This window comes from Conexibacter stalactiti, assembly GCF_033542075.1.
In the GTDB taxonomy this organism is placed as follows: Bacteria; Actinomycetota; Thermoleophilia; order Solirubrobacterales; family Solirubrobacteraceae; genus Conexibacter; species Conexibacter stalactiti.
In genome coordinates, this window is record NZ_JAWSTH010000015.1 from 71,970 (window position 1) to 78,296 (window position 6,327).

Annotated in this window: 8 protein-coding genes and 1 pseudogene; 5 read left to right on the forward strand and 4 right to left on the reverse strand. The window is 72.2% G+C overall.

The window, feature by feature from the left end; translation table 11 throughout:
- Window positions 1–173 precede the first annotated feature (173 nt).
- On the reverse strand, window positions 174–494 hold the full coding sequence (locus R7226_RS08385) for a hypothetical protein (RefSeq protein ID WP_318596619.1): 321 nt from the start codon (window positions 492–494) through the stop codon (window positions 174–176).
- Here R7226_RS08385 and R7226_RS08390 point away from each other — a divergent pair.
- Complete coding sequence (locus R7226_RS08390) at window positions 481–696, forward strand: hypothetical protein (protein ID WP_318596620.1); 216 nt, start codon at window positions 481–483, stop codon at window positions 694–696. The genes R7226_RS08385 and R7226_RS08390 overlap by 14 nt on opposite strands.
- A gap of 149 nt (window positions 697–845) precedes the next feature.
- On the opposite strand, the gene R7226_RS08395 is transcribed toward R7226_RS08390, so the two are convergent.
- Both R7226_RS08395 and ygfZ read right to left on the reverse strand, forming a co-directional pair.
- The gene (locus R7226_RS08395; protein ID WP_318596621.1) at window positions 846–1,076 is read right to left on the reverse strand and encodes a hypothetical protein; all 231 of its coding nucleotides are present in this window, start codon (window positions 1,074–1,076) and stop codon (window positions 846–848) included.
- 128 nt (window positions 1,077–1,204) lie between these two features.
- On the reverse strand, window positions 1,205–2,152 hold the full coding sequence (ygfZ, locus tag R7226_RS08400) for a CAF17-like 4Fe-4S cluster assembly/insertion protein YgfZ (protein WP_318596622.1): 948 nt from the start codon (window positions 2,150–2,152) through the stop codon (window positions 1,205–1,207).
- Between the two features lie 128 nt (window positions 2,153–2,280).
- On the opposite strand from ygfZ, the gene R7226_RS08405 reads away from it, so the two are divergent.
- The 4 genes from R7226_RS08405 (at window position 2,281) to R7226_RS08420 (ending at window position 5,541) form a co-directional block, all read left to right on the forward strand.
- Window positions 2,281–2,970, forward strand: coding sequence for a metal-dependent transcriptional regulator (locus R7226_RS08405; protein WP_318596623.1), 690 nt, complete (start codon window positions 2,281–2,283; stop codon window positions 2,968–2,970).
- Window positions 2,967–4,274 (forward strand): Nramp family divalent metal transporter, encoded by a 1,308-nt coding sequence (locus R7226_RS08410; protein ID WP_318596624.1) that lies wholly within the window; start codon window positions 2,967–2,969, stop codon window positions 4,272–4,274. The genes R7226_RS08405 and R7226_RS08410 overlap by 4 nt, the downstream gene beginning before the upstream one ends.
- Before the next feature lie 63 nt (window positions 4,275–4,337).
- Complete coding sequence (locus R7226_RS08415; RefSeq protein ID WP_318596625.1) at window positions 4,338–4,700, forward strand: hypothetical protein; 363 nt, start codon at window positions 4,338–4,340, stop codon at window positions 4,698–4,700.
- A gap of 94 nt (window positions 4,701–4,794) precedes the next feature.
- A complete protein-coding gene (locus R7226_RS08420) occupies window positions 4,795–5,541 on the forward strand; it encodes an SDR family NAD(P)-dependent oxidoreductase (protein WP_318596626.1) in 747 nt (248 codons plus the stop codon).
- Between the two features lie 51 nt (window positions 5,542–5,592).
- Here R7226_RS08420 and R7226_RS08425 read toward each other — a convergent pair.
- A pseudogene (locus R7226_RS08425) lies at window positions 5,593–6,327 on the reverse strand (hypothetical protein); the annotation flags it as partial.

Here is a 6,327-nt window from a genome sequence, read left to right on the forward strand (position 1 = left end):
GCTTGCGCAAGTGCAAGTATTGTCAGCGGACTGACTGGCTGCCGCGACCGGGGGAGCGAGAGCGCCGGATCGTGGATGCAGGCCGTGATCCGATGTCGTGATCAGACCGGGCCGTCTTTGAACGACATCGGATCGCGGCATGCGCCGCGAGATGGTGCGCTCGCGACTCCCGGTCAGGGGAGCAGGAGTTTCTGCTGCGAGCTCTCGCGCTCTCTGCCGACCGTCAGCGTCGCCGGTCTGGGACCGTCTCTGCCGCCGGCGGAGATGAGGCAGTCGCCCTCGACGAGGTCGACGGTGAGGCGCGCGGTGCCCATCGGGTTGATCGGGCCGCTCGACGCGTCTGCCTCGAGGCAGGCGCTGTTGGAGTTCTCCGGCGGCGCCAGTCTCAGGTCGCGTGATCTCGCGCTCTGGTTGGAGACCGTCACTATCGCCGGTCCCGCGCCCGGTCTCGCGGGGGAGACGAGCACGCGCGCGTCGGTGATGCTGACCGACACGTTGATCGGCTTCGGGGGCCGCGGGTCGTTCGCATATTCCTCGGACGACCCGCACCCGGCGACGAGCATCGCGACGCTGATCGCCCCCACCATCCGCTTCCGCATCCTGGCCCTGATCTCCTCTTCGCTTCCGGTCCGTCCACCGGGATCGCCGTCGGCGATGCCCATGCCCGACGGCGGTGGCGGAACCTTAGCCGACTGACCAGTCAATCGCGAGCAGTCGATCGTCCGATACCGCCGATGTGCGGGGTTTCCCCACATATGTGTGGGCACGCGTCGACGCTCCCGCATCTCCTGGAGTCGATGCGGGAGCGTCGGGCGGCGGAATTGCTGAGCGACCTTGGTCCGGGGTCAGTGCTCGGAGTCGTCCTCACGTCCAGCGCCGACGAGGCGCTGGCGTTCGGCGGCGACGTCATGGAGCGCTTGCTGCAGGCGCTCCCACGAGATCAGCTCGGCGTCCTCGTACTCGACGCCGGCCAGCTCCGTGATGCTGCTCCGGTAGTCATCCCACGCCGTGCGCGTACGGTCGTCGAGCTCTCTGAGCTGGCGGTCCGTGTCGTGGTCTGCTGCGAACGTCGTCATCCGGGCGCCTCCTTCCTTCGATGGTGCCCCCGTGCTGGAGACATCGTACCCAGGGTAGCCGTCGTCACACGACGGAACGGGGACAGGGCAGTTGAGTTGCGGTCACGCGCGCGTGCGAGCCATCCCGCTCAGAAGGGCAGCTCGGCGACCTCGGCGGTCGTCTCGCCAACCGTCACGGTGCTGCCGGGCTCGGCCTCGCGCCGCACCAGCGCGAGCGCGATCGGCCCGTGCACGGGCGAGACCGCGACGCTGCCGACCGTCCCGACGCGCTTGCCGTCGAGCGTCAGCTCGCTGCCCGGCTCGACCGGAACCGCCAGCCGCAGGCCGCGCAGGTGACGGTTGGGCTTGCCCTTGTAGAACAGCCGCGCGACCGTCTCCTGGCCGACGTAACAGCCCTTCGTGAAGGAGACCGCCCGCTCGTTGAGGCCTGCCTCCTGCGGGATCGTCGAGTCGTCCAGCTCGACGCCGTAGCGCGGTCGGCCGCGCTCGATCCGCATCGTCTCGACGACCTCGTCGGAGACCGGGAGCGCGCCGCGGGCGACGAGCGCCTGCGCCAGCGCCTCCGTCCGCGCGCTGTCGAGCAGCAGGTCGACGCCGACGTCGGTCGCGATCAGCCGCACGGGGATCCCGTCGACCGTGGTCGCGACGTGCGCGTGCTCCTGCTCGCCGAGGCCGGCGGCGGCGTCGCCGAGCAGCGCCCGCGCCCGCGGCCCGACGAGCGACAGCAGCCCGCGCTCCAGCGTCCGTCTGTGCAGCTCGACGTCGAAGCCGAGCGAGTAGCGGCGGACCATGTTGAACAGCTCCTGCAGCGCGACGCGCTCGGTGTCGAGCAGCAGCTCGTCGCCGCTGTCGAGCACGCGCAGGTCGCCGAGCATCTTGCCCTTCGCCGTCAGGAACGCGGCGTAGAGGCCCTGGCCCGGTTCGAGCGCGACCACGTCGTTGGTGATCTGCCCCTGCAGGAATCTCTTCGTCTCGCCGCCGCTGAGCGCGAGCTTGCCGCGCGCGGAGCGGTCGACGAGTCCGGCGCCCGCGCGCACCGCGCGCTCGGCCTCGCTCAGCTGCTCGGTCGTGCCCATTGCTCCGAGCATAGTCGCGCGCCTGCCGCGCCCATGCGCGGCGTGCCGCGCCCACGCGCGCGAAGCACGCGTGCCCGGGTGCGAGCCGGGCGCCCGGGTGCGTTTTAGGCGTGCCATAATCGATCGCGATGGTCTCTTCCTCTTCGCAGCCGCACTCGACCGCGGTCGAGGACTACGCGAAGGCGATCTACGCGCTGGAGACGCGCGGCGGCGGCGCCGTCACGACCAACGCGCTCGCCGAGCGGCTCGGCGTCACCGCCGGCTCCGCCTCGGGGATGGTGCGCAAGCTCGACGAGCTTGGTCTCGTCGAGCACGTCCCCTACAAGGGCGTCAAGCTGACCGAGCCCGGCCGCAAGGTCGCGCTCGAGGTGCTGCGCCACCACCGCCTGATGGAGCAGTTCCTGGCCGAGTCGCTGGGAATGCCGTGGGATCGCGTCCACGCCGAGGCCGAGGTGCTCGAGCACCACATCTCCGAGGAGCTGGAGGAGCTGATCGCCGCCAGACTCGGCCACCCGACGCACGACCCGCATGGCGACCCGATCCCGACGCGCGAGCTGACGATCGAGGAGCGCCCGGGGGAGAGCATGGCGGGGCTCGAGCCCGGCTCCCGCGGCACCTTCACGCGCATCTCCGACCAGGAGCCGGCGATGCTGCGCTACCTCGACGAGCGCGGGATTCGTCCCGGCGACAGCTTCGAGGTCGTCGACAAGCAGCCGTTCGGCGACGGCCCGCTGTTCGTCCGCTTCGGTGCCGCCGAGGAGGTGCACGTGCTCGGCGGCGCGCTCGCCGCGGCGATGCGCGTCGAGGTCGGGCGGTGAGCCCGCCCCCTCCGCCGCCGCCCGTCACCACCGCAGAAGCCGCCTCCGAGGTCGCGCCGCCGGCGCCCTCGTCCTTGCGGGAGATCCGCTCGCGCAGGGGGCTGAAGGGGGTCCTGCCGCTGCTCGGCCCCGCCTTCGTCGCCGCGATCGCCTACGTCGACCCCGGCAACTTCGCGACGAACATCGACGGCGGCGCCAGCTACGGCTACACGCTGCTGTGGGTGATCCTCGCGGCGAACCTGATCGGCATGCTGATCCAGACGCTGTCGGCGAAGCTGGGGTTGGCGACCGGCAGGAACCTGCCCGAGCTGTGCCGTGAGCGGCTGCCGAGAAAGGCCTCCTTCGGCCTCTGGATACAGGCCGAGCTGATCGCGATGGCGACCGACCTGGCCGAGTTCATCGGCGCGGCGATCGCGCTCAACCTGCTGTTCGGCGTGCCGCTGTTCGTCGCCGGCCTGATCACCGCCGTCGTCGCCTTCGGGATCCTCGCGCTGCAGACGAAGGGCTACCGCCGTTTCGAGCTGGCGATCGGCGGGATGCTCGCGGTGATCCTGCTCGGCTTCCTCTACGACACGCTGAAGGTCGGGCCGGACGCCAGCGGGGTGCTGAGCGGGCTCGTCCCCGGCTTCGCCGGCGGCGACTCGGTCCTGCTCGCCTGCGGGATCCTCGGCGCGACCGTGATGCCGCACGTGATCTACCTCCACTCGGCGCTGACGCAGAGACGGATCGCGGTCGAGAACGACGCCGAGCGCCACCGCCTCTTCCGCTTCCAGACGATCGACGTCGTGATCGCGATGTCGGTCGCGGGCGTCGTCAACATGCTGATGCTGGTGATCGCCGCCGCGCTCTTCCACGGCGCCGCGATCCCCGACGTCGACACGCTCGAAGGCGCTCACCACGGCTTCGAGGTGCTCGTCGGCAGCGGCGCGGCGCTCGCCTTCGCGCTCGCGCTGCTGGCGTCGGGCTTCGCCTCCTCCTCGGTCGGCACCTACGCCGGCCAGGTGATCATGTCCGGCTTCATCAACCGCACGATCCCGCTCGCGCTGCGGCGGCTGGTGACGATGACGCCGGCGCTGATCGTGCTGGCGCTCGGGCTCGACCCGACGCGCGCGCTCGTGATCAGCCAGGTGGTGCTGTCGTTCGGGATCCCGTTCGCGGTCGTGCCGCTGATCCTGCTGACGAGCAGCCGCGAGGTGATGGGGACGCTCGTCAACCGCCGCGCGACGACCGTCGTGGCGGGCCTGCTGGCGGCGGCGATCGTCGCGCTCAACGTCTTCCTGCTGGTCGACGTCTTCTTCGGCTGAGCGTCGGGCGCGGTGCTCGCGCGCGTGTGCGCGCCGCGGCCTTTCGTCGTAACCTTCGACGTCATGCCTCTCGCCGACACTTTCACGCAGATCGTCGACTCGCTGCCCGACGACTGGACAGACCTCGAGCTCGACCTGCGGATCGAGGACGAGACCCGCTACGTCGACGCGGCCACCTACCTCGTCACGTGCAACGCGCAGCCCTACTCCAGACACGACTGGCACTGGCGCCTGCTCGTCGCCCACCGCTTCGGCCACGCCGCCGCGGTGCCGGCCGTCCACGGCGCGCTGAGACTGCTCGACGACGCCGGCATCACGGGCGAGCTGGCGCTGCGCGAGTCGCGTGCCGGGCGCGTCGAGGTGACGCAGATGTGGGGTCGTCCCTACTCGGTGCGCGACGAGTTCAAGAAGCTGCGCGCGCAGTAGGCGCGCGCGAGGCGTCGCGCGACGCCGCCAAGCGCGACGGGCGGGCGATGTTCAAGCGCGACGCGCGGAAGGCCGCGCCGCTAGCGTTCGGCCGATGAAGATCGCGGTCATCACAGGCGCCTCATCCGGCATCGGCGAGGCGACCGCGCGGCGGTTCGCGCGCGAGGGCGGCTGGAACCTGGTGCTGGTCGCGCGCCGCGAGGAGCGGCTGCGCGCGCTGTCGGCTGAGCTGGGCGGCGCGACCGTCATCGCCGCCGACCTGACCGCTGACGACGCGCCCGCGCACGTGCGCGAGGTGCTCGAACGCGAGCACGGCGGCCGTCTCGACCTGCTCGTCAACAACGCCGGCGCCGGCTGGGGCGGATCGTTCGCGACGAGAGGCTACGAGGAGGTGCGCAGAACGATGGCGCTCAACTTCGACGCCGTCGTGCGGCTGAGCGAGGAGCTGCTGCCGCTGCTGCGCGCGAGCGCGCCGTCGTCGCTCGTCAACGTCGCCTCGACCGCCGGCCGCGTCGGCCGCGCCAAGAGCGGCGCCTACTCGGCGTCGAAGTTCGCGCTCGCCGGCTGGACCGACTCGCTGCACCTGGAGGAGCGCCGCAACGGCGTCCACGTCGGCCTCGTGCTGCCCGGCTTCGTCGCGACCGAGGGCTTCCCGCAGAGAGCGCTCGTCGACAGAGCGACGACGCGCTGGCTCGTCTCGACCGCCGACAAGGTCGCCGACGCGATCTACGACGCCGGCCCCGGCGGCAAGGCCGAGCGCTACGTCCCGCGCCCGTATGCGCTGGCGGCCGCGCTGCGCGTCGTCGCGCCGGGGCTCGTGCGGCGCACGCTGTCGCGCTAGCGCGAGCAGCGGAGCCTTTCCCACCGTGACGGTGGGGGAGCTCGCCGCTGCTCAGGAGTCGTGCGTCGTCGCCACGGCGGCGGGCACGACGGAGGTGTCGAAGCGCGGGTCGTTGAGCGGCAGCGCTCCGAGCTGGCGGCCGGGCGGGAAGAGCTGCTCCTGCGCGGCGGCGAGCCGCGCCTCCAGGCCGTTGCGGTCGAGCCCGTCGAACTGCGCCTGCAGGTCGCTGAGGCTGCTCTGGGGATCGACCTGCGTCTGCTCGTAGCCGCGCAGGATCGCCGCGACGGCCGCCTTCGCGACGCTCGGGTCCTCCTCCAGCCGCCGTCTCGTCGTCGCCAGCACGACGAGCGGGGCGCGGTCGCCGTCGGGGGCGTTGACGAGCGCCATCACGCCGACCAGCTCTCTCTCCGCGCCGAGCGTCGCGACGTCGACGACGGCGAAGTCGGCTCTGCGCGCCTTCAGTGCTCTGACGCCGGCGGCGGGCGCGGCGCCGCGCGGCTTGCGCAGCGTCAGGTTGACCCCCTCTGCGCCGTCGTAGCCGCGCTCGATCGCGGCGGCGAGGGGCGCGTCGGTCGCCTGCGGCGGGCCGGCCAGCACGAGCGTGGCGTCGACCTGGGGGCGGTCGTCGCCGACCGTTCCGCAGCCGCCGAGCGCGAGCGCGGCGAGCAGGATGGCGAGGGGGCGGTGGCGCGACATGCGGGAGGGGAGGATGGCAGGCGCGCGCCGACGCCGGTCGCGCGCCCGCCGCTTGCCGCCCGCCGCCCGCCGCTTGGCGCCCGGCGCTTG